Source organism: Saccharothrix sp. BKS2 (assembly GCF_047689505.1).
GTDB classification, from domain to species: domain Bacteria; phylum Actinomycetota; class Actinomycetes; order Mycobacteriales; family Pseudonocardiaceae; genus Actinosynnema; species Actinosynnema lopnurensis.
In genome coordinates this window covers 155,601-178,985 of record NZ_JAUQOL010000009.1, presented here as the reverse complement: position 1 = coordinate 178,985, position 23,385 = coordinate 155,601, and the positions used below count along the sequence as shown (strand labels likewise).

Below are 23,385 nucleotides of genomic sequence, written 5' to 3'. Positions count from 1 at the left end.
CGATTTCCTTTCCCGAGGGATTCGTGTGGGGCGCCGCGACCGCGGCGTTCCAGATCGAGGGCGCGACCACCGCGGACGGTCGCACCGCGTCCATCTGGGACACGTTCTGCCGGACGCCGGGCGCGGTGGTGGGCGGTGACACGGGTGACCCCGCCGCCGACCACTACAACCGCGTCGACGAGGACGTCCAGCTGATGGTCGACCTCGGGCTGCACGCGTACCGGTTCTCCACCGCGTGGCCGAGGATCCGCCCCGACGCGGGCCGGGTCAACCAGGCGGGCCTGGACTTCTACTCCCGGCTGGTGGACAGGCTGCTGGAGAAGAACATCACCCCGTGGCTGACCCTCTACCACTGGGACCTCCCGCAGACGCTGGAGGACGAGGGCGGCTGGGCCAACCGCGACACGGCGTACCGCTTCGCGGAGTACGCCGAGTCGGTCGTGGGCGCGCTGGGCGACCGGGTGTCCAACTGGACCACGCTGAACGAGCCGTGGTGCTCGTCGCTGCTCAGCTACGCCGCCGGCGTGCACGCCCCGGGCCGCCAGGAGCCGGAGGCCGCCGTCGCCGCCGTGCACCACCTGCTGCTCGCCCACGGGCTGGCCACCGCCGCCATCCGCGAGCAGACGCCCGACGCCAAGATCGGGATCACGCTGAACATGTACCCGATCATCCCGGCGGACCCGGACGACCCGGCCGACCTGGACGCCGCCCGCAGGCTGGACGGCCTCCAGAACCGGATCTTCCTCGACCCGGTGTTCAAGGGCGAGTACCCGGCCGACATCGTCGCGGACCTGGAGCCCTACGGGTTCTCCAAGCACATCCGCGAGAACGACCTGGAGATCATCTCCGCGCCGCTGGACCAGCTGGGCGTCAACTACTACGCCGAGCACTTCGTCAGCGGCACCCCGGACCCCGAGCCCGCCCAGGCGCCGGTCCAGACCAACGGACGTCGCCCGACCGGGTCACCCTGGGTGGGCGCCGAGCACGTCACCTTCCCCAGTCGGGGCCTGCCGCGCACCGACATGGACTGGGAGGTCGAGCCGAACGGCCTCTACAAGGTGCTCAAGCGGGTGCACGAGGACTACCCGAGCATCCCCCTGTACGTGACCGAGAACGGCGCCGCCTACCGCGACGCCTTCGAGGACGACGGCTCGATCAACGACGTGGAGCGCCGCGACTACATCGAGTCCCACCTCCGGGCGGCCCACGCGGCCATCCGGGAGGGCGTCGACCTGCGCGGCTACTTCGCGTGGTCGCTCATGGACAACTTCGAGTGGGCCGAGGGTTACGCCAAGAGGTTCGGGATCGTGCATGTCGACTACGACACCCAGGTGCGGACCCCTAAGATGAGCGCCATGTGGTACTCGCAGGTTGCCCGTGGCAACGCTCTCACGGCGACGGTCGCTCCGTGACCGATGCCGTTGAACCACCCAGGGCACGACGACCGAACACCCGGCTCGAGGAGGTCGCTCGTGCCGCCGGGGTGTCCAAGTCGACCGTGTCCAGGGTGATCAACGGCGAACCGTACGTGAGCTCCAAGGCGCGCGAGGCCGTCCACCTGGCCATCACGCAGCTCGGCTACAGCCCCAACCAGGCCGCCCGCACGCTCGCCGGCAGCCGGGCGAACTGCATCGCCCTGGTCGTCTCCGAGCAGGGCAGCCGGGTGCTGGCGGACCCGTTCTTCGCCGGCGTGCTGCGCGGGGTGAACGCCGAGCTCGCGGGCAAGCGGGTCCAGCTCGTCCTCATGATGAGCAAGGAGGGCGACGAGCAGGACCTGGTGAACTACCTCTGCGGCGGCCACGTGGACGGCGTGCTGGTGATCAGCCTGCACGGCCAGGACCCGCTGCCCCGCACGCTCGCCGACGCGGGCCTGCCGACCGTCGTCGGCGGCAGGCCCCTCGGCGCGGGCGGCGTGCCCTATGTGGACTCCGACAACTTCAACGGGGCCATGGAGGCGGCGCGCTACCTGGTCTCGCTGGGGCGCGAGCGGATCGCCACCATCGCCGGTCCCCGGGACATGGCGGTGGGCATGGACCGGCTCTCGGGGTGGAAGCGCGGCATCAGCCAGGCCCGGATGGACGCCGACCTGGTCGCCTACGCGACGGACTTCACCCCGGAGAGCGGCGCGGCGGCCATGGCCGACCTGCTCCGGCGGGAACCGGCGCTGGACGCGGTGTTCGTGGGCGCCGACATCATGGCCCTGGGCGCCCTCCAGACCCTGCACGCGCACGGCAAGAAGGTGCCCGACGACGTGGCCGTGGTCGGGTTCGACGACCTGATGATCGCCTCCACCGCGGTGCCGCCGCTGACCACGATCCGCCAGGACGTGGAGCAGTTGGGCCGCACCATGACGTGGCGGTTGATGGCGGAGCTGGCGGGGGAGGAGAACCTGCCGCCCTTCCTGCTCCTGCCGACCTCGATGGTCACCCGCGCGAGCGCCTGAGCACGACCTCCGCGAACCGGCCGGCGGCACGTCCGTCGGCTGGTTCCGCGTGTTCCGGATCCTTTGCCGTTTTGTCCATCTTATGCCGCAGGTCCTGTTCGAGTCGTCCTTCGATCGCGTGAAATCTTTCGTTCACGGAACATCACTCGAACGGTCTAGCCAGGGGTCTTGCTGAGGGTCGATCCAGCCGGCTACCGTCGCCTGACAACGACCTGGGAGCGCTCCCAGAACCGGGTGGTACCGGGAGCGCCCCGAGCGCGAACGCCGCGGCCCCGGGCACCACCGGGATCCGCCCCGGTAGGGCGGCGGCGTCCGCGCACCCCTCCCCGAAGAGCCCGGGAGGAGGCGGACACCTCTCGCCCCCGCCTCCTCCCGCCCCGCGCAAAGGAGCGCAGGCACGATGGCAGCCACCTCGGCGCGGTACCCGGGCCTCCTCGGCGACCGCGGGCGCCCGGACCCGGGCAGCGGGCTCGGCCGGAGGCTGCTGGCCCTGACCTCCGCGGTCCTCGCCGCGTTCGGCCTGGTCGCCGTCGCCAGCGCGACCGGCCCCGGCGCCCGCACCCCCCGCGTGGACGCCTCCTCGGTGGCCGAGGTCGTGCAGAAGCACCACTGGCGCAACGCGGAGATCGCGGGCGGCGGCTTCGTGCCGGGCATCGTGTTCAGCCGGGCCGAGAAGGACCTGGTCTACGCCCGCACCGACATCGGCGGCGCCTACCGGTGGGACCAGGGCGCCGGCCGCTGGATCCCCCTGCTCGACTGGGTCGGCTGGGACCGGTGGGGCTACAACGGCGTGGCGAGCATCGCCCCCGACCCCACCGACGCCGAGCGGGTCTACGCCGCGGTCGGCATGTACACCAACAGCTGGGACCCGAACAACGGCGCGATCCTGCGCTCGTCCGACCGGGGCCGCACCTGGCAGGTCACCGAGCTGCCGTTCAAGGTCGGCGGCAACATGCCCGGCCGGGGCATGGGGGAGCGGCTCGCGGTCGACCCGAACGACGGCCGGGTGCTCTACCTCGGCGCGCCCAGCGGCAAGGGCCTGTGGCGCAGCACCGACCGCGGCGTCACGTGGTCCCAGGTCACGGCCTTCCCGAACCCGGGCAACCACGTCGCCGACCCCGACGACACCACCGGCTACTCCAGCGACGTCCAAGGCGTCGTCTGGATCACCTACGACCCGCGCTCGTCCTCGCCCGGCAGCCCCACCAGGACCCTCTACGCGGGCGTCGCCGACAAGGACAACACCGTCTACCGCAGCACCGACGCGGGCGCGACGTGGACCCGGCTCGCGGGCCAGCCCACCGGCTACCTCGCCCACAAGGGCGTGCTGGACACCACCGGCGGCTTCCTCTACCTGGCCACCAGCGACACCGGCGGCCCGTACGACGGCGGCAAGGGCGACGTGTGGAAGTACGACACCGCCACCGGGGACTGGGCGCTGATCAGCCCGATCCCGTCGTCGAGCCCCGACGCCCACTTCGGCTACAGCGGCCTGACCGTCGACCGGCAGGACCCCGACACGCTGATGGTCGCCAGTCAGATCTCCTGGTGGCCGGACGTCGTCCTCTTCCGCAGCACCGACGGCGGCGCCACCTGGACCCGGGCCTGGGACTACACCGACTACCCCGAGCGCAGCTTCCGCTACCGGATGGACATCGGCTCCGCGCCGTGGCTGAGCTGGGGCGCGAACCCGCAGCCGCCGGAGGTCGCGCCGAAGCTCGGCTGGATGGTCGAGTCGCTGGAGATCGACCCGTTCGACTCCGACCGGATGCTCTACGGCACCGGGGCCACCGTCTACGGCACCACCGACCTGCGCAGGTGGGACGAGGGCGGCCAGATCACCGTCAAGCCGACCGCCGCCGGCCTGGAGGAGACCGCGGTGCTCGACCTGATCAGCCCGCCCACCGGGGACGCGCCGCTGATCAGCGGCCTGGGCGACCTCGGCGGGTTCCGGCACACCGACCTCACCCGGGTGCCGCCGATGATGTTCACCCGGCCGAACTTCACCACCACGACCAGCCTGGACTACGCCGAGGGCAACCCCGCCGTGGTGGTCCGCTCCGGCAACGTCGACGACCAGCCGAACGTGGCGTTCTCCACCGACGGGGGCGCGAACTGGTTCCCGGGCGCCGAGCCGGGCGGCGTCACCGGCGGCGGCACGGTCGCGGCGGCGGCCGACGGCGGCCGGTTCGTGTGGTCGCCGGCGGGCACGGGCGTCCACCACTCGGTGGGCTTCGGCACCTCGTGGGCGCCGTCCGCGGGGGTGCCGGCGGGCGCGGTCGTCGAGGCCGACCGGGTGAACCCGGCCAAGTTCTACGCCCTGGCCGGCGGGCGCCTGCACACCAGCACCGACGGCGGCGCGACGTTCACCGCGGGCGCCGAGGTCGCGGGGGCCACCAGGCTCAAGGCCACCCCCGGCCACGAGGGCGACGTCTGGGCGGTCGGCGAGGGCGGCCTGTACCGCTCGACCGACTCCGGCGCCACCGCCAGGCGCAACAGCCACGTGGGCCGGGGCGTGAACATCGGGTTCGGCAAGGCCGCGCCCGGCCGGACCTACCCGACGATCTTCGCGGTGCTGACCGTGGGCATCGGCGTGGACGGCGTCTTCCGGTCCGAGGACCTGGGCCACGAGGGGGTCGGCTCGGGCTGGATCCGCATCAACGACGACGCCCACCAGTACGGCAACGCGGGCGAGGCGATCACCGGGGATCCGAGGGTCTACGGGCGCGTCTACCTGGGCACCAACGGCCGCGGCATCCTCGTGGCCGACCCGGACGGCCCGGTCGTGACCACCCACCCGTGGCCGCCGTCGACCACCACGACGACGACCACCACCACGACGACCACCACGACGACCACCACGTCTCCGCCGGCCGCGTGCTCGGTGGAGTACCGGGTCGTCAACCAGTGGGGAGGCGGCTTCACCGGCTCGGTGAAGCTCACCAACCGGGGACCGGGCGCCGTCACGGGCTGGGACCTCGGCTGGTCGTTCGCGAACGGCCAGGAGATCACCAACAGCTGGAACGGCAGGGCGACCCAGTCGGGCGCCGCCGTCTCGGTGACCAACGAGGGATGGAACAGGACCGTGGCCGCGGGTGGCTCGGTGGAATTCGGTTTCCAGGCGAGCTGGCAGGGCAGCAACGTCACACCCACCGGCTTCACCCTGAACGGCAGGACCTGTTCGACCGCCTAGCGGGCCCTCGTTGCCCGGCGACGCGGCCGCCCGATCCAGGGGCCGCGCCACCGGGTCGGCAGGACCGCACCGGCGCTCGCCGCGAACAGCAGTACCCCTCCACCCGGAGCGTGCCGGACGCACCCGGTGGGAGGGGATCGCGGCGCCGGTGCGGTTCTGGCGTTTCCTCGGCACCACCCGGTCGTGGCCCCGGCATCACCCGGTCGCGGCCTCCACGCCACGGGCCGTCACCGCCGTGGTCTCCGCGTCACCGGTCGCATTACCGTCGCGTCACCGCCGTGGCCTCCGCACCGGCCGTCACCGGTCGCGGCTCAGCGGCACGGGCGGCGGTACTCCAGCGCGCCGACGGCGGCCACGTACTGCTGCCACTCCTCGCGCGTGATGTCCGCCTCCACCAGCTCGCACATCTCCCGCCGCGCCACGTCGAAGTCGAACTCCCAGTCGCGGAACGTGCCGTCCGCCCTGGTCGTCACCAGCCGCGTCGGGTCCTCGTCGAACGACACCCCGGAGATCCGGTCGGTGCGCCCGGCGATCCGGCCCTGCTCCACCGGCCGGGTCCGGTCCGCCAGGCTCCACAGCGCCACCTTGTCGTCCTTGCCGACGGTGGCCAGCGCCAGGCCGTCGCGGCGGAACCCCAGGGCGCTGATCGCCTCCGGGTGCGCCTTGCGCGACCACAGCTCACGCGGCGCCCACCGGTTGGTCCGGTCCCAGACCCGCACCTTGCCGCTCGGGAAGCCGACCGCGAGCGTGCCCGCGTCCGGGGTGAGCGCGACCGACGAGATCGCCTCGCCCAGCGGCTGCTCGCCGATCCGCTTGGGCTGGTCGAGGTCGGTCAGGTCCCACAGCCGGATGACGCCCATCTCGTCGTAGGTGATGACCACGTTCCCGGCGGGGCTGAACGCGATGCCGTCCAGCCGGTGGTCGTGGCCGATCAGGCGCGACCGCTTGACCGGGCGGTTCGGGTCCATCCAGTCCCACACCACCACCTCCTTGATCTCGGAGACGGTGACCACGATCCGCGCGCCGGGGTTCATCGCGACCCGCACCACGGGGAAGTCGAAGGTGTGCGCGACCACCGGGTCGATCGCGTCGGTGGTGTTCCAGACCGCGGCCTCCCGGTTGCGCAGGGTGGTGGCGAACGCCTGCGACACGGAGTTCTCCGCGGTCGAGGTCACCACCAGGTCGGGCACGTCGCGCGCGGTGATGCTGCGGTACTGGTCGAGGGCCGGGACCGGCACCCGGTCGGTGGGCAGCGGCGTGCCGTCCGGGCTCAGGCCCCCGGCGAAGGTCGACCGGCTGACCATGTCCTTCCCGCTCGCCGCGTGCGCGCTGAGCACGCCGTCGCGCAGGGCGTCGGTGGGGTTGAGCTGGTGGGCGGCGATGGCGAGCTGGTCGGCCAGCCGGGGGTCGCTCGCGCGCAGCGCCTGCGCCTGGTTGGCGACGTACCAGGCGGCCGACGAGCGCCAGCCCTCCGCGGCCTCGTTCTGCGCCCGGACGGCGTAGACGCCCGCGCCGCCCGCGCACACCAGCAGCACGGCCAGCAGCGCGACGAGCTGCCGCAGCCGCCGGGTGCGGCGGTGGGCGGTGTGCCGCTCGCGGTCGCGGGCCTGGCCGCTCTCGGCCAGGAAGTCCCGCTCCCGGGCGCTGGTGCGCACGCCGTCGCGCCGCGTCCACTCCAGGGCGGTGTCCAGCCGGGTGCCCCGGTACAGCGCGTCCGGGTCGCGGCCCAGCGACTCCCAGGTGGCGGCGGCCTCGGTGAGCCGGCGCAGCGTGCGCAGGCCCTCGCGGTCCTCGGCGAGCCAGCCGCGCAGCCGGGGCCAGGAGCGGATCAGCGCCTCGTGCGCGATCTCCACGCAGTCCCGGTCCAGGGTGAGCAGCCGGGCGTGGGCGAGGCGGTCGAGCACGACGTCCAGGTCCGGGTCGGCGTCCAGCTCGGCGCGCGGCAGCCGCCGCTTGGTGTCCTCGGTGCCGTCGCCCAGCGCGGTGAGCCGCAGGAACACCTGCCGGGCCAGCTCGCGCTGCTGCTTCTCCAGCGAGGTGAAGGTGTGCTCGGCGGTCTGCGCGATGGCGTGCTGGATGCCGCCCGCCGCCTCGTACCCGGCCAGCGTCAGCGCCTTGCCGCGCCGGCGGCGCCAGGTCTCCAGCAGCGCGTGCGACATCAGCGGCAGCACGCCCGCCTGGCCGGTGGCGTCCGCGATCAGCCGGGAGACCAGGGCGGTCTCGACCGTGCAGGACGCCTTCGCCGCGGGCTGCATGACGACCTGGCGCAGCTCCTCCGGGCCCATCGGCCCGAGCAGCAGCTGGCCGTCGGTGATGGCGCCCACCAGCGCCGGGTGCTGCGCGCAGTGCCCGTAGAAGTCGGCGCGCACGCCCACCACGACCCGGCACGGCGCGGTCAGCAGCGCCTCGACGAACGCGGTCCGCTGGTCGGCGTCGGGGCAGAGGGTGAAGACCTCCTCGAACTGGTCCACGATCAGCAGGTCCACGTCCAGGTCGAGCAGCTCGGCGCGGACGTCCAGCTCACCGGGGGTGGTCACCACGACGCGGCCCACGACCCGCGGCACCAGCCCGGCGCGCAGCAGCGAGGACTTGCCCGCGCCGGAGGCGCCGAACACCGCGACGAACCGGCGCGCCGCGATGCGCTTCTCCAGGTCGTCGAGCAGGTGGTCGCGGCCGAAGAACCACTCGGCGTCCTCGGTGCCGTAGGCGGCCAGCCCCGCGTAGGGCGGGCAGGCCGCGTCCCGGCCGGTGTCCTCGCCGGGCAGCACCTCGGCGGCGACCCGGCGCCAGCGGTCCTCCCACTCGGCCACGTCGCCCTCGCAGGCGCGCACGTACGCCAGCGTCACGGCGAGCGTGGGCAGCCTGCGCCCGCCGGCCGCGTCGGACAGGGTGGTGGCGGAGTAGTGGGCGCGCGCGCCCAGCTGCCGGTAGCTCTGGCCCCCGGCCCGGTCGCGCAGCGACCTCAGCTCCGCGGCGAACCTGAGCAGCGGGCTGTCGCCGACGTCCAGTGGTCGCTCTCCACGCGGCACCGGGTCACCCCCTGGTCGTGTCCCCGGCCCTCGGCGTCCGGAGTGGCGTCCAGGCTGTCAGAACGTGACCTCGCGCACCTCCCCATCGCGGGTACGCATCCGGGTGATGACTTCGGGTGCGCGGCAGGTCACGCACCGCACGCGCTCTACCTGCGGACACGTCTGGACACGCCCAGAACGACCCGCCGGGCCACGGCAAGTCGCCCCGGCCACCTCAACGCCCACGAACGTTGAACTCACCCGTCCTGAACGTACGACACGCCCGACCTGAACGTACGACTCGCGCGCGTGTCGTACGTTCGCGTCCCGCGTGTCGTACGTTCGGGACCCCCGAGTTCAGCGTTCGTGACGCCTGAGTTGGTGGTCAGGTCAGGGCTGAGGTGACGTAGGGGTCCGGGTCGGCGAGGATGGCGCGGACCGCGCTGCCCGCCGCGCCGCGGACGGCGGCCTCGGCGCCCAGGGAGGACGCGCAGATGCGGACGGGGGACCACTCGGCGCTCACCACGCGCCGGTCCAGCTCGGCGCGCAGGGGGTCGCGCAGCCACGGTTCCAGGCGCGCGTAGGTGCCGCCCAGCACGACCGTGGGCAGGTCGAGGAGGTTGACCGCGCCGGCCAGCGCCACGCCCAGCCAGCGGGCGGCCGAGCGGACCGCCGTGGTCGCGGCCTTGTCCGCCGAGGCCAGCCGGGTCAGCAGGTCGTCGACGCCGGACACGCCCGCCGCCCGGACGATCTCGTCCTGCCCGGCCAGCCGCTCCAGGCAGCCGCGCGAGCCGCACCCGCAGCGCGGGCCGCGGGGGTCCACCGACAGGTGCCCGATCTCGCCGCCGAACCCGGACACGCCCTCGAACAGCCCGCCGCCGACCACGATGCCCGCGCCGATGCCGATCTCGCCGGAGATGTGCACGAAGTCGGTGGGCACGTCCCCGTGCCACAGCTCCGCCAGCGCGGCCAGGTTCGCCTCGTTGGCCACCAGCACCGGCACGTCCAGGTCCATCCGCCGGGTCAGCTCGCCCCGCACGTCGACCTCCCGCCAGCCCAGGTTCGGCGCCACCCGCAGCGTGCCGCCCGCCACCTCGACCAGGCCGGGCACGGCCACCCCGACCCCGCCGATCGGCACGTCCTCGGCCAGCGCGGTGCGCACCGCCGCGGCGACCTTGGCCAGCACGCGGGCGGGGGAGGAGGCGCGGTTGTCGCTGGGCCGCACCCACCGCGCCCGCACCCGCCCGGTCAGGTCGACCAGGCACGTGGCGAGGTAGTCGACCCCGACCTCCACGCCCAGGCCGTGGGGCCCGGTGGGCGACAGGTGCAGCGCCGTGCCCCGCCGGCCGGGTCCGGAGCGCGCCTGCGCCTCGCCCTCGGCCACCAGGCCCGCGCCGATCATCCGGTCGACCAGGCTGGACACGGTGGCCTTGGTCAGGCCGGTGCGGGCGGCCACGGCCGCGCGGGACGAGCCGGGCGCCTCCCTGATCGTGTCGAGCACCAGGGCGGAGTTGTGCCTGCGCACGGTGTGCTGGCTCGCCGGCCGGGGTCGGGACACCACTGGATACTAGCCGCTCCGTGAGATAAGTTTAGGCATCAAACTTATTGGAGGTGCTCTCGTGGCGGACAAGTTCAGCTTCGGCCTGTGGACGGTGGGCTGGCAGGGTCGTGACCCCTTCGGTCACGCCACCCGCCCCGTCCTGGACGCGCCGACGGCCGTGCGCAGGCTCGCCGAGCTCGGCGCGTGGGGCATCACGTTCCACGACAACGACCTGATCCCGTTCGACGCCGACGCGGCCGAGCGGGACCGGCGGGTCTCGGACTTCCGCGCCGCGCTCGACGAGACCGGCCTGGTGGTGCCGATGGTCACCACCGACCTGTTCCAGCACCCGGTGTTCAAGGACGGCGGCTTCACCAGCAACGACCGCGGCGTGCGCCGGTTCGCGCTGCGCAAGGTGCTGCGCAACCTGGAGCTGGCCGCGGAGCTGGGCGCGGAGACCATCGTCCTGTGGGGCGGTCGGGAGGGCTCCGAGGTCGACGCGGGCAAGGACGTGCGCGTCGCCCTCGACCGGTACCGGGAGGCGCTGGACACCATCGCCCAGCACTCCGAGGACCAGGGCTACGGCCTGAGGTTCGCCCTGGAGCCCAAGCCCAACGAGCCGCGCGGCGACATCCTGCTGCCGACCATCGGCCACGCCCTGGCGTTCATCGGCGAGCTGGAGCACCACCGGCTGTTCGGCGTGAACCCCGAGGTCGGCCACGAGCAGATGGCCGGGCTCAACTTCGTGCACGGCATCGCCCAGGCGCTGTGGCAGGGCAAGCTCTTCCACATCGACCTCAACGGCCAGAAGGGTCCGCGCTACGACCAGGACCTGGTCTTCGGCCACGGCGACCTGCTGTCCGCGTTCTTCCTGGTCGACCTGCTGGAGCACGGCGGCTACGAGGGCCCGCGCCACTTCGACTACAAGCCCCTGCGCACCGAGGACATCGACGGCGTGTGGGCCAGCGCGGCGGCCAACATGACCACCTACAAGCTCCTGCGCGAGCGGGCCGCGGCGTTCCGCGCCGACCCCGAGGTGCAGGAGGCGCTCACGACCAGCGGCGTCTACGAGCTGGCCGAGCCGACCCTGTCCGAGGGCGAGTCCATCGCGGACTTCATCAAGGGCGACGACGTGGACGTGACCGCGGCCGCGGAGCGCGGGTACGGGTTCGTGCGCCTGTCGCAGCTGGCGCTGGAGCACGTGCTGGGCGCGCGCTGATGGCGCTCGTCGCGGGCGTCGACTCGTCCACCCAGTCGTGCAAGGTCGTGGTGCGCGACGCGGACTCCGGCGCCCTGGTGCGGGAGGGGCGCGCGGCGCACCCGGCGGGCACCGAAGTGCACCCGGCCGCCTGGTGGGACGCCCTCCAGGCGGCCATCGACCGGGCGGGCGGCCTGGACGACGTGGCCGCGGTGTCGGTCGCGGCGCAGCAGCACGGCATGGTCGTGCTGGACGAGGCCGGCGAGGTGGTGCGTCCCGCGCTGCTGTGGAACGACACCCGCTCCGCGGGCGCGGCGGCCGACCTGACCGCCGAGCTGGGCGGGCCGTCGGCGTGGGCCGAGGCCGTCGGCAGCGTGCCGGTGGCCTCGCTCACCGTCACCAAGCTGCGGTGGCTGGCGCGGCACGAGCCGGAGTCGGTGGCCCGTACCGCGGCGGTCTGCCTGCCGCACGACTGGCTGACGTGGAAGCTGGCCGGCGGCACCTCGTTGGACACCCTGACCACCGACCGCAGCGACGCCAGCGGCACGGGTTACTGGTCACCGTCCACTGAGGACTACCGGCCGGACCTGCTGGAGCTGGCGCTCGGTCGCGTGCCGCGCCTGCCGCGCGTGCTCGGCCCGGCGGAGCTGACCGGCGGCCGCTTCGGCGCGGGCGCGGGGGACAACGCGGGCGCGGGGCTGGGCGTGCAGATGCGCCCCGGCGACGTGGTCGTGTCCGTCGGCACGTCCGGCACGGCGTTCGCCCGCTCGCCACATCCGGTGGCGGACGGCACGGGCATCGTCAACGGCTTCGCCGACGCGGAGGGCGGGCACCTGCCGCTGGTCTGCACGCTCAACGCGTCGCGGGTCCTGGACGCCACCGCGGCCGTGCTGGGCGTGGACCTGGACACGCTGTCGGACCTGGCCCTGAGCGCCCCGGTGGGCGCCGACGGCCTGGTCTTCGTCCCCTACCTGGAGGGCGAGCGGACGCCGAACAAGCCGGACTCGACCGGCGCCCTGCACGGCCTGCGGCTGGGCAGCATGACCCCGGCGCACCTGGCGCGCGCCGCGGTCGAGGGCCTGCTGTGCAGCCTGGCCGACGCCATCGACGCGCTGGTGGCGGTGGGCACCCCGGTGTCCCGGGTGCTGCTCATCGGCGGCGGCGCCCGGTCGGCGGCCGTGCAGCGGCTCGCGCCCGCCGTGTTCGGCTGCCCGGTGCTCGTGCCGGCGCCGGGCGAGTACGTGGCCGACGGCGCCGCGCGGCAGGCGGCGTGGGCCGCGGGAGGTGCGGCCGAACCGCCGCACTGGTCCTCGCTGGAGGCCGCGCTCGTCGAGGCCGACCCGTCGCCCGGGGTGCGCGAGCGCTACGCGGCGGCGCGGGAGTTGACCGTCGACCGCTGAGCGGTCGACCGCGGGGCCGGAGTTCGGTGGGCCGGAGTTCGGGGGGCCGGAGTTCGGGGGGAGGGGTGCTTCCACGTGACGTGGAAGCACCCCTCCCGGGTTTCAGCGCCGTGCCGCGAGGAAGGCGAGCCAGGCGCCCGGCGGGAAGGCCAGGGTGCCGCCCGCGGTGTTCTTGCTGTCGCGGACCACCGCCCGGCCCGCGGAGAAGCGGACCTCCACGCAGGAGCTCTGCGGGTCGGCCTGGCTGGTGCTCGCCTTGCGCCACGTCGGTTCGTCCACCGCGTTCACGTCCTTCCCGGTGCGGTCGTCAGGACCGGGAGGCCCCCGACAGGAAGCGGAGGAACGGTTCGGCCTCGTGGGCCTTGAGTCCGGCGGCGCGCTGTTCTTCCCACAGGTCGAGGACCCTGGCCACCTGCCTGGGGTCGCTCACGACCTCCCGGTCGTCGTAGCTCTCAACGTAGAGGAGGTGGATGGTCGGGTCAGCGTCGTATTGGTAGACGGAGTACTGGGCCTCTTGGCCCCGGTAGTACCCGTGGGTGAAGGGGACGAACAGCAGGTCGACGTTCGGCCGGCGGTCCGCGGCCAGCAGGTGCAGCAGCTGCTCGTTGGCCCACGGCGTGGTGCCCATCCGGGCCAGCGCGGCCTGGTCGATGCTGAACGCGAAGCGCTGGTCGGGGTTGTCGAGCACCCCCTGGCGCTGGAGGCGCAGCGAGGTGTGCCGGGTGACCTCCTCCTCGCTGAGCGCGGGCCGGAACGCGCGGAAGTGGTGGCGGATGTACGCCTCGGTCTGGAGCAGGCCGGGCACGAACATGCTGTAGCGCGAGCAGATCACGGCCGCCGAGCGCTCCATGTCCACCACCTTGCGCAGGGTGTCGCCCTTGAACCGCCAGCGGAAGTCGGTCTTGGGGATGGCCGCGCGGCCCGCCTCGACGTGGTCGCGGACCCGTCGGCGCTGGTCGTCGTCCGGCCGCAGCACGTCGAACAGCTTCTCCAGGTCGTCGGGCCGCACCCGGATCGCGCCCTGCTCGACGTTGGCGACCTTCGTCTGGGACCAGCCGCACCGCTCGGCGACCTGCTCCTGGGTGAGGCCCCCGGTGGTGCGCAGCAGCTCCAGCTGTCGTCCGGCGACGATCTTGTGGACGAACGGCGGCATCGGTTCACGGCCCGTCACCTGCGGAAAACCTCCGGAATTCGGGGTTGTGCGCAACGTTGCGGACAGTAGCAGGGTCCGTGTTCACCCCAACGGACGTATTTCAGCTCTGAATATTCAAGAGTTGAGCCGCCCTGTGTCATCGTTTCCACAGTTCCGATCGGCGGCTAGGAGTGGTCCTGGATGGATATGCGCCCATCGCTGCAAGGTCGTCTACTGGGTGACAAGCTGCGCGGCCTCCGGGAGCGGCGTGGTTTGACCGTGGACGAGCTGGCCGCCCGCGTCGGGCTGCCGCCGCAGCGGATCGTGGAGCTGGAGGGCGGCGGCTCGCGCCGGGTGCGGCAGCGGGACCTGTGGTGCTCCTGGGGCACCCAGGCCAACGCCGTGCTGGACGAGCTGTGCCGGTCCGCGGAGCGGGTCGAGCTGCACGCGCCGCTGGGGGTGGCCCCGGTGTTCCGGGACCTCGACGCCGGCCGCTGCACGGCCTACGTGCTGGCGCAGGCGCCGACCGACCGGACCGACGTCACCTTCCGCGTCATCCCGCGCGACGCGGGGGCCTACCCGGGGCTGGACCAGCCCCTGACGCTGTTCCGGATGGCCGGTGGGCCGCCGGTGGTCTGCTACACCTACGCGCACGCGGTGATGTTCACCGAGGACCCGGAGCACACCGACGCCGCGCACGCCGTGTTCGACCGCCTGCACGAGCTGACCGGGGCCTGACGGGCCGGAGCCTGGCGGGCCGGGACCGACCCCCAAACCGGCCCCCGGAACCCGGCCGCCAACACCCTTCGCACCAGCCCCGGACCGCCCGCCGACCGCTCGTGTCGCGCCGCACCCGCGCGGGTACCCGGCGCCCATGAGGATCGTGGTGACCGGCGCGACCGGCAACCTGGGTACCGCCCTGCTGCGCCGGCTCGCCGAGGAGCCGGACGTCGCCGTCCACGGCGTCTCCCGCCGCCCGCCCGAGCGGCGCGACGCCTACCGGGACGTCGAGTGGACCCCGCTCGACCTCAGCCGCGAGGGCGCGGAGGAGCCGCTGACCGAGGTGTGCCGCGGCGCGGACGCCGTGGTGCACCTGGCCTGGCGCGTCCAGCCGGGCCACGACGAGCGCGCGCTCTACCGGGCCAACGTGGCGGGCAGCGACCGGGTGTTCACCGCGACCCTCAACGCCGGCGTGCCGCACCTGGTCCACATGTCGTCCGTCGGCGCCTACTCGCCGGCCGCCAAGGACCACACCGTCGACGAGAGCTGGCCGACCGACGGCGTCTCCACCTCCTACTACAGCAGGCACAAGGCCGCCGTGGAGCACCTGCTCGACGAGGTCGCCCGCGAGCACCCGGACCTGCGGATCAGCCGGGTGCGACCGGGACTCGTCCTGCAACCCGAGGCCGCCGCCGAGATCAAGCGCTACTTCCTGGGCCCGCTGGTCCCGCACGCCCTGTTCCGGCTCCGGACGCCCGTGCTGCCGCTGCCGCGCACGATGGTGCTCCAGTTCGTGCACGCCGACGACGTGGCCGACGCGGTCGCCAAGGTCGTGCTCGGCGGCCACACCGGCGCGTTCAACGTCGTCTCCGACCCGGTCATCACCCCCGAGGTGCTGGCCGGGGTGCTGGGCGCCCGCCACGTGCCGCTGTCGCCCACCGCCCTGCGCACCGCCGCCCGGGTCAGCTGGCACCTGCGCCTCCAGCCCACCTCGCCCGGCTGGGTCGACCTCGCCCTCACCACACCGCTGCTGGACGCCTCCAAGGCGCGGGACGAGCTGGGCTGGAAGCCCCGCCACGACGCCCGGGACGCGCTCCGGCAGCTGCTCGACGGGCTGGGTCGCAAGGAGGGCCTGGCCCCCAGCCCGCCGCTCAAGCCGTAGCGGGTCCGGGGGTCCTCAGAACGCCTTCGACCAGCCCATCACCTCGGCCACGATGAAGGCCAGCACCAGCAGCGTCAGCACCACCACGAGCACCAGGGTGATGATCGGGCCGCGCCGCGAGGGCATGGGCTGCGGGTGGGACAGGCCGGAGGTCTGACCGGCGTCGGGCGGCGTGTCCCCGGGCGCGACCCCGCCGCCGGGCTCCAGGCCGGGCGTGCGCGCCGGGTCGGGGTCGGGCGGCAGCGCGCCGCCGGGAGCGCGGGAGGTGTCCGGGTCGGGCGGTTGGGCAGTCATGCCCGGTGATTACCCGGCACGCCCCCGCCTACCCGTGCGATGCCCACCCGTGTGAACCGCGGCACGTCCGGGTAGTCAGCAGGCATGAGCGGTGTCCAAGACGATTTGTTGCGCACTTTGACCAAGGTGGCCAAGGCCCTGCGCACCGAGGGCATCCCGTTCGCCCTGACGGGCGGGTGCGCGGTGTACGCGAGGGGCGGCCCCGCGACGGAGCACGACGTGGACCTCATCGTGCGCGAGGAGGACGCCAAGAACGCGGTGAGCGCGCTCGTGGCGGCCGGGATGCGGGCCGCCCCGCCGCCCGAGGACTGGTTGCTCAAGGTCTACGACGGCGACTGCCTGGTGGACCTGCTGTTCCGCCCGAACGAGATCCCGGTGACCGACGAGACGCTGTCCAGGGCCGAGGAGCTGGCCGTGGGCTCGGTGACGCTGCCGGTGATGCCCGCGACCGAGGTGATGATCAGCAAGCTGCTGGTCCTGGACGGGCACCGCTGCGACTTCAGCCAGCTGCTGCCCTTCGCCCGCGCGCTGCGGGAGCAGATCGACTGGGACAAGGTCCGCGGCGCCACGAAGCACTCGCCGTACGCGGAGGCGTTCCTGGTGCTGGTGGAGCGCCTGGACCTGCTGCACCCGACGACGCTGACCAGGAGCGCGTGATGAACGCAGAGCCCGAGCAGTACCTGTCGGCCCGGTTGCGCCGGGCCCTGGCCGAGGACCCGCGCACGGCCGAGCAGGGCGTGCGCGTGACCGTGCGCGGCGACAACGTGCTGCTGTCCGGCAGCGTGGTCAGCGACGAGCGGCGGGACGCCCTGAAGGCCGTGATCCACGACGTCGCCCCGGACCTGACCGTGCTGGACGACGTGAAGGTGGTGCCGGTCGGCGCGCCGGCGGGCCGGGAGGAGATTCGATGATCCGCATCGCCGCGGTGGGGGACGTGCACCTGGGCGAGGACGCGCGCGGGCGGATGCGTCCCGCGCTGGAGCAGCTGGGCGACTGCGCCGACGTGCTGCTGCTGGCCGGTGACCTGACCCGGCACGGCACGCCGGCCGAGGCTCGCGTGGTGGCCGACGAGTTCCGGGACCTGCCGGTGCCCGTGGTCGCCGTGCTCGGCAACCACGACTACCACGACGACAAGCCCGCCGAGGTCACGGAGCTGCTGCGCGACGCCGGGCTGCACGTGCTGGAGGGCGAGGCCGTCACCTTCGACGTGAACGGGCGCTCGCTGGGCGTCGCCGGGGTCAAGGGCTTCGGCGGCGGTTTCGCGGGCAAGTGCGGCAGCATGTTCGGCGAACCGGAGATGAAGGCGTTCATCAAGCACACCATCGGCATCGCGGACTCGCTGCGCACGGCCCTGGAGGGCCTGGACACCGACGTGAAGGTGGCGCTGACCCACTACGCGCCGATCCCGGACACGCTGCGCGGCGAGCCGCCGGAGATCTACCCGTTCCTCGGCGCCTACCAGCTCGGCGAGGCCATCGACGCGACCGGGACGACCCTCGCGGTGCACGGTCACGCGCACTTCGGCACCGAGCACGGGCTCACCCCCGGTGGTGTGCGGGTGCGCAACGTGGCGCAGCCGATCCTGAGGCAGGCGTACACGGTGTACTGCGTGGAACCCGCAGTGGTGGAGGTGTAGGCATGGAGGAGACCAGGACGCACGGCCCGGCGGTCGTGTGGGCGGGACCGGAGGACGCGCCGGTCGTCGTGGTGCTCGACCCCGCGGGTGTCGGCGTGCACGGCGACCTGCCCGCGTCGTGGCGGCCGCTCACCGAGCACCTGCGGGTGATGTGGTGCCGGCTGCCCGCGGCGGAGGAGCCGTGGCGCGAGGTGGACGAGGCGCTGACGGACTTCGGGTCCCGCGGCGTGCGGGTGCACCTCGTGGCGGGCGCGGGCGCCGGCTCCGAGGTGGGTGACCTGATCCGGCGCCACGAGGCGGTCGTGGGCTCGGCCCAGACGTTCGCCGCGCCGGTGCCCCTGGGGCACCCGGAGGTGGTGCTGGAGGTCGTGCGGGAGCTGCTGGACCAGGACGTGAAGCCGAACGCCTCCCCGGAGGAGGCGGAGCGGCCCGGGACGGCGTCGCTGCTCGGTGACGCGGCCTCGGCGGTGCGGCAGTCGGTGGGGCAGCTGTTCGACCGGTTGAAGCGGGACTGACCTCCCGCTCCCACGACGAGGGGGCCGGTGGACCCTCGGGTCCACCGGCCCCCTCGTCGTGGGTAGGCGACGTGGAATTCCCTCGAGGGACGAAGAAGACCTCGGGCCCCGGGCACGACGAAGCCCCGCGAACCGTGGTTCGCGGGGCTTTCGCCGTCTTCGATCAGCTGTCGTCGACCGGCGGCCTGGGGTGCGGGATGGACGAACCGGTCACCCGGTCCTCCCGTCGTCGCGGCCCCGGCACCGCTCGCGCGCTCATCGCAGCGGGTCACCCGGCCGGCCGCCGTCGGGCAGGTCGTGGCGCGTCTCGCCGGCCTGCGGGGGCCGCTGCACGTCGCCGCGCCAGCCGCCCTCCTCGACACCGCGCTCCTCGATGAACTCCTTGAACCGCTTCAGGTCGCCGTTCACGCGGTGCTCGACCACGCCCAGTGCGGAGCCCGCCTTCTCGACCAGCGTCTGCGGGTCGTACTGCATCTGCACGTGGACGCGCGTCGTGCTGTCGTCGATGCGGTGGAAGGTCACCACACCGCCCTGCGGCGGACCGTCCACGGTGTGCCACGCGACGCGCTCGTCCGGGTGCTGCTCGGTGATCTCGGCGTCGAATTCCCTGGTCACGCCGCCAACCTTGGTCACCCAGTGCGTCCTGGTGGGCGTGACCTGCGTGATGCGCTCGACGCCCTCCATGAACCGCGGGAACGATTCGAACTGGGTCCACTGGTTGTACGCGGTCGTGACCGGGACCGCGACGTCCACCGACTTCTCGATCGTCGTCACTGCTCGCAACCTCTCCATCGGAAATCGAACTCCCCTCCGGAGTACCCGCCTGCTCCTCTCCCACACCTGACCCACTCCCGGGTGACGGTGAGTAGCGCTTCTCCGTTTCGTGTTTGCTTCGGGTTCGCCAGGCTAAATCTCCTCTGTGGACCAGTACCCCGACGCGGTGTTGTTCGACCGGGACGGCACCCTCATCCGGGACGTGCCCTACAACGGCGATCCCGACAAGGTCGAGCCGATGCCCGGTGCGCGCGAGGTCCTGCGCGCGTTGCGGGCACGCGGCGTGCGGACGGGCGTGGTGACCAACCAGTCCGGCATCGGGCGCGGGCTGCTCACCCCGGCGCAGGTCGAGGCGGTCAACGCCCGCGTCGACGAGCTGCTCGGCCCGTTCGGCACCTGGCGGATCTGCCCGCACCACCCCGACGACGGCTGCGGCTGCCGCAAGCCCGCGCCCGGCATGGTCCTCGACGCCTGCGCGCGGCTGGGCGCCCGCCCCGGGCGCACCTACCTCATCGGCGACATCGAGGCCGACGTGGCGGCGGGCCTGGCCGCGGGCGTCACGCCGATCCTGGTCCCCACCCCGGTCACCCTGCCGGACGAGGTCGACCGCGCGCCGCACACCGCGCCGGACCTCCGGGCCGCCCTGGCGATGGTCCTGTGAGGACACTGGTGGCCAGGCTCGACAGCGACGGCGACGTGCTGCTCGCCGGGCCCGCGGTCCGCGCCGCCGCGCACGCGGGCGAGGTGGTGCTGCTGTGCGGCCACGCCGGCGCGCAGGCCGCCGGGCTGCTGCCCGGGGTGAGCCGGGTGGTGCGCTGGGACTGCCCGTGGATCACCAGCCCCGCGCCGGAGGTCCGCGCCCCCGAGATCGAGGCCCTGGTGACCCTGCTCAAGGGTGTCCGCGCCGACGTGGCCCTGATCCTGACGTCGTTCCACCAGAGCCCGCTCCCGCTCGCCCTCGTGCTGCGGCTGGCCGGCGTGCCGAGGATCGTGGCCCGCTCCACGGACTACCCCGGTTCGCTGCTGGACGTCCGGCTGCGCGAGGACCTCGACGTCCCGGAGGCCGAACGCGCGCTGGAGGTCGCCCGCGCCGCCGGGTTCGAGCTGCCGCCGGGCGACGACGGGCGCCTGGCGGTCGAGCCGCCGCCCGAGCCGGCCGAGGTCGGGCCCTACGTGGTGGTGCACCCCGGCGCCTCGGTGCCCGCCCGCGCCTGGTCGCCCGACCGGTGCGCGCAGGCCGTGACCGCGCTGGCGGGGGCCGGGCACCGGGTGCTGGTCACCGGCGGGCCCGGCGAGACCGCGCTGACCGCGCACGTGGCCGGCGCGCACGGCGTCGACCTCGGCGGCCGCACCACGTTCGCCGAGCTGGCCGGGCTGCTGGCCCGCGCGGACGCCGCGGTCGTCGGCAACACCGGCCCGGCCCACCTCGCCGCGGCCGTGGGCACGCCGGTCGTCTCCCTGTTCGCCCCGGTCGTGCCGGCCGCGCGGTGGGCGCCCCACGGGCCCCACGTGCTGCTGGGCGACCAGGACGCCCCGTGCAAGGACTCCCGGGCGCGGAACTGCCCGGTCCCCGGCCACCCGTGCCTGAACCAGGTGACGCCCGACCGGGTCGTCGCCGCCGTCGCCGAGTTGGTGGGAGTGCGGACGTGAAGATCCTCCTGTGGCACGTGCACGGTTCGTGGACGAACGCCTTCGTCCGGGGTGGGCACGAGTACCTGATCCCGGGACCGCCCAGGGGCAACGGCCTGCTCGGTCGGGACTGGCCCGCCGCCCGCGAGGTGGACCTGTCGGGAGCCGGCTCGCCCGGCTCGGACGCCGACGTGGCCGTGCTGCAACGGCCCGAGGAGGTCGGCTGGGTCCCCGGCGGCATCCCGGTGGTCTACCTGGAGCACAACACGCCCCACCACCCCAACCAGCCGCACCCGCTCAAGGACTGGCCGGGCACCATCGTCCACGTCACCCACTTCAACGACCTGATGTGGGACTGCGGCACCACGCGCACGGTCGTCGTCGAGCACGGCGTGGTCGACCCCGGCCCGCTCTACACCGGCGACCTGGCGCGCGCGGGCGTCGTGGTGAACGAGCCGGTGCGGCGCGGCCGGGTGGTGGGCACGGACCTGCTGCCCCGCTTCGCCGAGGTCGTGCCGCTGGACGTGTTCGGCATGAAGACCGAGCAGCTGGGGGAGATGGGTCGCGGTGACCACCCCCTCGACGTGCTGCACCCCGAGCTGGCCCGGCGCCGCGCGTACCTCCACCCGGTGCGGTGGACGTCCCTGGGCCTCTCGCTCGTCGAGGCGATGCACCTCGGTATGCCGGTGGTCGCGCTGGCCTGCACCGAGGTGGTGCGCGCCGTGCCGCCGGAGGCGGGTGTCGTGTCCACGGACGTGGACGAGCTGGTGCGCGGGCTGGCCGATCTCGTGGCCGACCCGGCGCTGGCCCGCGAGAAGGGCAAGCAGGCCAGGGAGTTCGCCCTGGCCCACTACGGCCTCGATGCCTTCCTGCGGGCCTGGGACCGATTGCTGACAGGAGTGTCCGGATGAGGATCGCGATGGTGTCCGAGCACGCCAGCCCGTTGGCGGCGCTGGGCGGTGTGGACGCGGGTGGGCAGAACGTGCACGTGGCCGCGCTCTCGGCCGCCCTGGCCGCCCTCGGCCACGAGGTGGAGGTCTACACCCGCCGCGACGACCCAGACCTGCCCGAGCGGGTGCGCACCGACCAGGGCTACGAGGTGGTGCACGTGCCCGCCGGGCCCGCGGTCCCGGTGCCGAAGGACGAGCTGCTGCCGCACATGGGCGACTTCGCCCGCTACCTGGAGCGGCAGTGGGGCGCGCGGCGGCCGGACGTGGCGCACGGGCACTTCTGGATGTCCGGCCTGGCCGCGGTGCTCGCGGGCCGCGGGGCGGGCGTGCCGGTCGTGCAGACCTACCACGCCCTGGGCACGGTCAAGCGCCGCCACCAGGGCGCCGGCGACACCAGCCCAGCGCAGCGCACCGGCATCGAGCGCATGATCGGTCGCGAGGCCGCCGCCATCGCGGCCACCTGCGACGACGAGGCGGCCGAGCTGATGCGCATGGGCCTGCCCCGGGCGAAGATCTCGGTGGTGCCGTGCGGGGTGGACCTCACCCGGTTCCAGCCCGAGGGCCCGGTGGAGGCGCGCGGGCGGTTCCAGCGGGTCGTGTCGGTGGGCCGGCTGGTGCCCCGCAAGGGTTTCGAGGACCTGATCGGCGCGCTGCGGTCGTTGCCCGGCACGGAGCTGGTCATCGCGGGCGGCCCGCCGGACGTGGGCGCCGACCCGGAGGCGCGCCGCCTGCTGGCCCACGCCGAGCGGTGCGGCGTGCGGGGCCGGGTGCGGCTGGCCGGCCAGGTGTCGCGCGCGGCCGTGCCGGCGCTGCTGCGCTCCGCCGACGTGGTGGCCTGCGTGCCCTGGTACGAGCCGTTCGGCATCGTGCCGCTGGAGGCCATGGCGTGCGGCAAGCCGGTGGTCGCCACCGCGGTGGGCGGGCTGATGGACACGGTGGTGCACAACGTCACCGGGGTGCTGGTGCCGCCGCGCGACCCGCTGGCGCTGGCCCGCGCGCTGGGGCCGCTGCTGTTCGACCGGGCGCGCCGGGAGGCGTACGGCCTCGCCGGGCTGGACCGGGTCGCCGCTTGTTACACGTGGGAACGGATCGCCGAGAACACCGAACGCGTCTACGAGCGGGTCACGGCAGGCAGTGCCGTGGCCGTGGGAGGCACCCGATGAGCGTCGACTCGCACCTGAACGGACTGGCCCAGTCCCTGGCCGGGCTGCGCGCCCAGGCGCCGCGCCTGACCAGGTGGGGCGCCGTGCTGGCCCGTCGGCTCGGTGACGGGGGCCGGCTGCTCGCGGCGGGCAACGGCGGCTCGGCCGCCGAGGCGCAGCACCTGACGGCGGAGCTGGTGGGCCGCTTCCGCGACGACCGGCGGCCGTTCTCGGCGATCGCGCTGTGCGCGGAGTCCTCCAGCGTCACCGCGATCGGCAACGACTACGGCTACGACCAGGTGTTCGCCCGGCAGGTCACCGCGCACGCCCGGCACAACGACGTGGTGCTGCTGCTGTCCACCAGCGGGGAGAGCCCGAACCTGCTGGAGGCGGCGAAGGCCGGGCGGCAGGCGGGCGCCCACGTGTGGGCGATGACCGGGCCGGGGCCGAACCCGCTGGCCGAGGCCGTGGACGAGGCGCTGTGCCTGCCCGGCATCCCGGCCAACGTGCAGGAGGCGCAGCTGGTGGCGGTGCACGCGCTGTGCGCGGCGTTCGAGGCGGCGCTGCCCGCCGAGCAACTGAGGGTGTCGTGAGACCGGGTGGTGGAGCGGGCGCGGGTGCGCCCGGAGGGGAGGTTGTCGTGGCACGG

General features: G+C 73.9%; 22 protein-coding genes. 16 read left to right on the top strand and 6 right to left on the bottom strand.

The genetic code is table 11. The features are described from left to right. Nucleotides 1–2 precede the first annotated feature (2 nt). From Q5530_RS20730 to Q5530_RS20720, 3 genes are all read left to right on the top strand, one after another. Nucleotides 3–1,412 carry a GH1 family beta-glucosidase gene (locus Q5530_RS20730; RefSeq protein WP_415364578.1) on the top strand — a complete coding sequence of 470 codons (1,410 nt, stop codon included), beginning with the start codon at nt 3–5 and terminating at the stop codon, nt 1,410–1,412. Then, nucleotides 1,409–2,443 (top strand): LacI family DNA-binding transcriptional regulator, encoded by a 1,035-nt coding sequence (locus tag Q5530_RS20725; protein WP_380640714.1) that lies wholly within the window; start codon nt 1,409–1,411, stop codon nt 2,441–2,443. The genes Q5530_RS20730 and Q5530_RS20725 overlap by 4 nt, the downstream gene beginning before the upstream one ends. A gap of 400 nt (nt 2,444–2,843) precedes the next feature. Then, nucleotides 2,844–5,636: a cellulose binding domain-containing protein gene (locus tag Q5530_RS20720; protein WP_415364358.1), complete on the top strand. Its 2,793-nt coding sequence runs from the start codon at nt 2,844–2,846 to the stop codon at nt 5,634–5,636. A gap of 311 nt (nt 5,637–5,947) precedes the next feature. On the opposite strand, the gene Q5530_RS20715 is transcribed toward Q5530_RS20720, so the two are convergent. Next, entirely contained in the window at nt 5,948–8,665 is a 2,718-nt protein-coding gene (locus Q5530_RS20715; RefSeq protein WP_415364357.1) for an XRE family transcriptional regulator, read from the bottom strand. Between the two features lie 364 nt (nt 8,666–9,029). Then, nucleotides 9,030–10,202: an ROK family protein gene (locus tag Q5530_RS20710; RefSeq protein WP_380640709.1), complete on the bottom strand. Its 1,173-nt coding sequence runs from the start codon at nt 10,200–10,202 to the stop codon at nt 9,030–9,032. Between the two features lie 61 nt (nt 10,203–10,263). Here Q5530_RS20710 and xylA point away from each other — a divergent pair, with 61 nt between their 5' ends. Both xylA and Q5530_RS20700 read left to right on the top strand, forming a co-directional pair. Next, nucleotides 10,264–11,403, top strand: coding sequence for a xylose isomerase (gene xylA / locus Q5530_RS20705; protein WP_415364356.1), 1,140 nt, complete (start codon nt 10,264–10,266; stop codon nt 11,401–11,403). Next, nucleotides 11,403–12,782 carry a xylulokinase gene (locus tag Q5530_RS20700; RefSeq protein WP_415364355.1) on the top strand — a complete coding sequence of 460 codons (1,380 nt, stop codon included), beginning with the start codon at nt 11,403–11,405 and terminating at the stop codon, nt 12,780–12,782. Before xylA ends, Q5530_RS20700 begins: the two co-directional genes overlap by 1 nt. A 102-nt stretch (nt 12,783–12,884) precedes the next feature. On the opposite strand, the gene Q5530_RS20695 is transcribed toward Q5530_RS20700, so the two are convergent. Beyond that, a complete protein-coding gene (locus tag Q5530_RS20695) occupies nt 12,885–13,061 on the bottom strand; it encodes a DUF397 domain-containing protein (RefSeq protein WP_415364354.1) in 177 nt (58 codons plus the stop codon). Between the two features lie 28 nt (nt 13,062–13,089). Beyond that, nucleotides 13,090–13,953 (bottom strand): helix-turn-helix domain-containing protein, encoded by an 864-nt coding sequence (locus Q5530_RS20690; RefSeq protein ID WP_415364352.1) that lies wholly within the window; start codon nt 13,951–13,953, stop codon nt 13,090–13,092. A gap of 162 nt (nt 13,954–14,115) precedes the next feature. Here Q5530_RS20690 and Q5530_RS20685 point away from each other — a divergent pair, with 162 nt between their 5' ends. Both Q5530_RS20685 and Q5530_RS20680 read left to right on the top strand, forming a co-directional pair. Beyond that, the gene (locus Q5530_RS20685; RefSeq protein ID WP_380640699.1) at nt 14,116–14,652 is read left to right on the top strand and encodes a Scr1 family TA system antitoxin-like transcriptional regulator; all 537 of its coding nucleotides are present in this window, start codon (nt 14,116–14,118) and stop codon (nt 14,650–14,652) included. A gap of 136 nt (nt 14,653–14,788) precedes the next feature. Beyond that, nucleotides 14,789–15,796, top strand: a complete 1,008-nt coding sequence (locus Q5530_RS20680) for an NAD-dependent epimerase/dehydratase family protein (RefSeq protein ID WP_415364351.1) — start codon at nt 14,789–14,791, stop codon at nt 15,794–15,796. A gap of 15 nt (nt 15,797–15,811) precedes the next feature. On the opposite strand, the gene Q5530_RS20675 is transcribed toward Q5530_RS20680, so the two are convergent. Beyond that, the gene (locus Q5530_RS20675) at nt 15,812–16,090 is read right to left on the bottom strand and encodes a DUF6480 family protein (RefSeq protein ID WP_380640695.1); all 279 of its coding nucleotides are present in this window, start codon (nt 16,088–16,090) and stop codon (nt 15,812–15,814) included. 84 nt (nt 16,091–16,174) lie between these two features. On the opposite strand from Q5530_RS20675, the gene Q5530_RS20670 reads away from it, so the two are divergent. Genes Q5530_RS20670 through Q5530_RS20655 form a run of 4 tightly spaced genes read left to right on the top strand, consistent with a single transcriptional unit; the run spans nt 16,175 to nt 18,241 of the window. Then, nucleotides 16,175–16,747 carry a nucleotidyltransferase family protein gene (locus Q5530_RS20670; RefSeq protein ID WP_380640693.1) on the top strand — a complete coding sequence of 191 codons (573 nt, stop codon included), beginning with the start codon at nt 16,175–16,177 and terminating at the stop codon, nt 16,745–16,747. Further along, entirely contained in the window at nt 16,747–17,001 is a 255-nt protein-coding gene (locus Q5530_RS20665; protein WP_380640691.1) for a BON domain-containing protein, read from the top strand. The genes Q5530_RS20670 and Q5530_RS20665 overlap by 1 nt, the downstream gene beginning before the upstream one ends. Further along, a complete protein-coding gene (locus tag Q5530_RS20660; RefSeq protein WP_415364349.1) occupies nt 16,998–17,726 on the top strand; it encodes a metallophosphoesterase family protein in 729 nt (242 codons plus the stop codon). The genes Q5530_RS20665 and Q5530_RS20660 overlap by 4 nt, the downstream gene beginning before the upstream one ends. 2 nt (nt 17,727–17,728) lie before the next feature. Further along, nucleotides 17,729–18,241: a hypothetical protein gene (locus Q5530_RS20655; protein WP_415364348.1), complete on the top strand. Its 513-nt coding sequence runs from the start codon at nt 17,729–17,731 to the stop codon at nt 18,239–18,241. A gap of 255 nt (nt 18,242–18,496) precedes the next feature. On the opposite strand, the gene Q5530_RS20650 is transcribed toward Q5530_RS20655, so the two are convergent. Beyond that, entirely contained in the window at nt 18,497–19,015 is a 519-nt protein-coding gene (locus tag Q5530_RS20650; protein WP_380640685.1) for an SRPBCC family protein, read from the bottom strand. A 145-nt stretch (nt 19,016–19,160) separates the two neighbouring features. Here Q5530_RS20650 and Q5530_RS20645 point away from each other — a divergent pair, with 145 nt between their 5' ends. From Q5530_RS20645 to Q5530_RS20625, 5 genes are read left to right on the top strand one after another with little or no spacing between them, the layout of a single operon-like run. After that, nucleotides 19,161–19,676, top strand: coding sequence for a D-glycero-alpha-D-manno-heptose-1,7-bisphosphate 7-phosphatase (locus tag Q5530_RS20645; protein ID WP_415364346.1), 516 nt, complete (start codon nt 19,161–19,163; stop codon nt 19,674–19,676). 8 nt (nt 19,677–19,684) lie between these two features. Next, nucleotides 19,685–20,665, top strand: coding sequence for a glycosyltransferase family 9 protein (locus Q5530_RS20640; protein ID WP_415364344.1), 981 nt, complete (start codon nt 19,685–19,687; stop codon nt 20,663–20,665). Further along, nucleotides 20,662–21,555: a glycosyltransferase gene (locus Q5530_RS20635; protein ID WP_415364343.1), complete on the top strand. Its 894-nt coding sequence runs from the start codon at nt 20,662–20,664 to the stop codon at nt 21,553–21,555. Before Q5530_RS20640 ends, Q5530_RS20635 begins: the two co-directional genes overlap by 4 nt. Beyond that, nucleotides 21,552–22,757, top strand: a complete 1,206-nt coding sequence (locus tag Q5530_RS20630; protein ID WP_415364342.1) for a glycosyltransferase — start codon at nt 21,552–21,554, stop codon at nt 22,755–22,757. The genes Q5530_RS20635 and Q5530_RS20630 overlap by 4 nt, the downstream gene beginning before the upstream one ends. Then, nucleotides 22,754–23,329 (top strand): SIS domain-containing protein, encoded by a 576-nt coding sequence (locus Q5530_RS20625; RefSeq protein WP_415364341.1) that lies wholly within the window; start codon nt 22,754–22,756, stop codon nt 23,327–23,329. Before Q5530_RS20630 ends, Q5530_RS20625 begins: the two co-directional genes overlap by 4 nt. Nucleotides 23,330–23,385 lie beyond the last annotated feature (56 nt).